This is a genomic window from Salinadaptatus halalkaliphilus, from assembly GCF_006543045.1.
GTDB lineage: Archaea > Halobacteriota > Halobacteria > Halobacteriales > Natrialbaceae > Salinadaptatus > Salinadaptatus halalkaliphilus.
In genome coordinates, this window is record NZ_RBZW01000070.1 from 458 (window position 1) to 2,404 (window position 1,947).

Genomic DNA, 1,947 nt, shown 5'->3' on the forward strand with positions numbered 1-1,947 from the left:
TCTGGGAGCACGTGAGCGGAGAGCGCGAGACCGGAACTGTCTCCGACAGTTCGGTCTCGTGCGTGCGCGGGGACGATCTCGAAGTGTGGTATTTTCCGTCGAAGCTCCCCGAATTGAACGCTGTCGAAGGGTGCTGGGACCAACTGCAAGAGTGGTTCAAGTACCGCCTTGTTCCAGATCTCTCGACGCTGAAAGACTACATTCCACGAGGACTGAGCGCGATCACCGAACCAAACATCTGGCCGTACCTTACCGGTAAGGGTTCGGCTTAATCACTATGAGTGCGTTTTCTCCGGTGGTTTCCTTACCGCTATTCGATAGGTTTCATAGACGTGCGTTCTCAACGGCTCTCGGAGGGTTATTTCAGCCTTTTTAGTTGTGAAATCTGTGCATCATAGAGGCATCTTCGCAACATCAGGCCCACCAAAAAAGATATTGCGTCATATGATTTATTCACTTAGCGTATTTTCTCATCGAAATTTGCATGGGTTCAGCAGACTCTCTTGGTCAGCCGAACCCATAAAATAATAAGGGAACCAACTAAATCGCTGAACAACCCGAATATGCCACTCTCAGAATCACCAAGCGGTAGGGCGAATGGGCTTCTAACAGATATCTTCTCCACTCGAGATCCAAACAAACGAATCCCTCGAGGGACAGCCCAATGAGCCAGTCAGAGACCGATCAGGATGCCGAAATCGAAGTAGAGCAAACACCCTCGTTCGATGGTGTCCGATGGACGTCGTGCTCACTCGAGGACTTCACCGATCTATACTGGAACGAGATCGCCCCATGTTTCGAGGCGGAGGGTATCGATCCGAAGCGCGAGAAACCGACCCACCAGTGGTTTCGAAATCACGATGCACGGTCGTTCCTTGCAGCACTACGTCGCCATCACGATCGTTCCTTCGGTGAGTTCTGGGACGAAGATCTCGGTCTCGGCGATGATGACGATGGTTACACGTGGGCAACAGAAGACGGAGAAACGATCGATGCCCTGGAAAAGTTCCTTGACCGGCGGAAATCCCGATACAGTCTCTCGACCTCTTCTGTCAATACGCTCCGAACACGGCTAAATCTCTACGTCCATGCGTATCGTGAGGCAAACGGCACAGGTGACCTCCTCACACCGATCCAGCGAGAGCAAGAGACACCAGCCTACGAAGCCGTCGACGCGTGCTATGCAGCGTTCGACTGGTTGAACGACGGAACAGAGTGCTCATACAGTGCCCAGACGCTCCAGCGTGTGCGACGGGTCGTTGACGCCTGGTACCAGCATCTCGTTGGGCGGCGGATCGCCTCGATGAATCCTGCTAGCGGGCTCTACGACGAGTTCAAGTGGGAGATCGAAGAGTCTCCGACACCAGCCCTTTCGGCAACACACGTACGGAAACTGATGCAGGCTGCACAGACGACACGAGAACAGCTGCTCGTGGTAGCATTAGCTGCCTGGGGGCTTCGAGCGAGCGAGGTCGCAGCACTACACGCCTCACAGTTCCATCGTGATGTTTCCAAAGACGACGTCCCCTTTATTGCGTTCGAGAGCCGCAAGAACGGGCCAGGAGAAGTGTCGCTACTGTTTGGTCTGGGAATCTTCGACTCCCGAATCGACGAGTTAGCGGACGACGAGTCGTGGACCGGGTATCTGTTCCCATCTTCACAAGGAGAAACACCACACGTAACACGAGATACGATCCGGAACTGGTTCCAAGATCTAGCGTCGAAAGCAGGTCTCCCCGAACGAATCGAAGGTGAGCGTCCGAGTCCGCAACTTTGCCGTCGCTTCTGGTACGATACCTATACAGCAGTCCTCGAGGGCGTTCTCGAGGGCGTCGAAGACATAGCTGCAGAACCATCTGTTCTAGTTTAACGCACCGAGGCATCCAAGGACATCGGACTAGAATCATCAGTAACTAGGAATGTGAGAATCCGGTGGATAGTGTGACT

The 1,947-nt window shown here is 53.7% G+C and carries 2 protein-coding genes; both read left to right on the forward strand.

Going from position 1 to position 1,947, the window contains the following annotated elements:
* On the forward strand, nucleotides 1–272 hold a 272-nt coding region (locus D8Y22_RS22705), incomplete at its 5' end, for a transposase (RefSeq protein WP_217350906.1).
* Nucleotides 273–664: 392 nt separating this feature from the next.
* Nucleotides 665–1,870, forward strand: a complete 1,206-nt coding sequence (locus D8Y22_RS19305; RefSeq protein WP_246084517.1) for a tyrosine-type recombinase/integrase — start codon at nucleotides 665–667, stop codon at nucleotides 1,868–1,870.
* Nucleotides 1,871–1,947 lie beyond the last annotated feature (77 nt).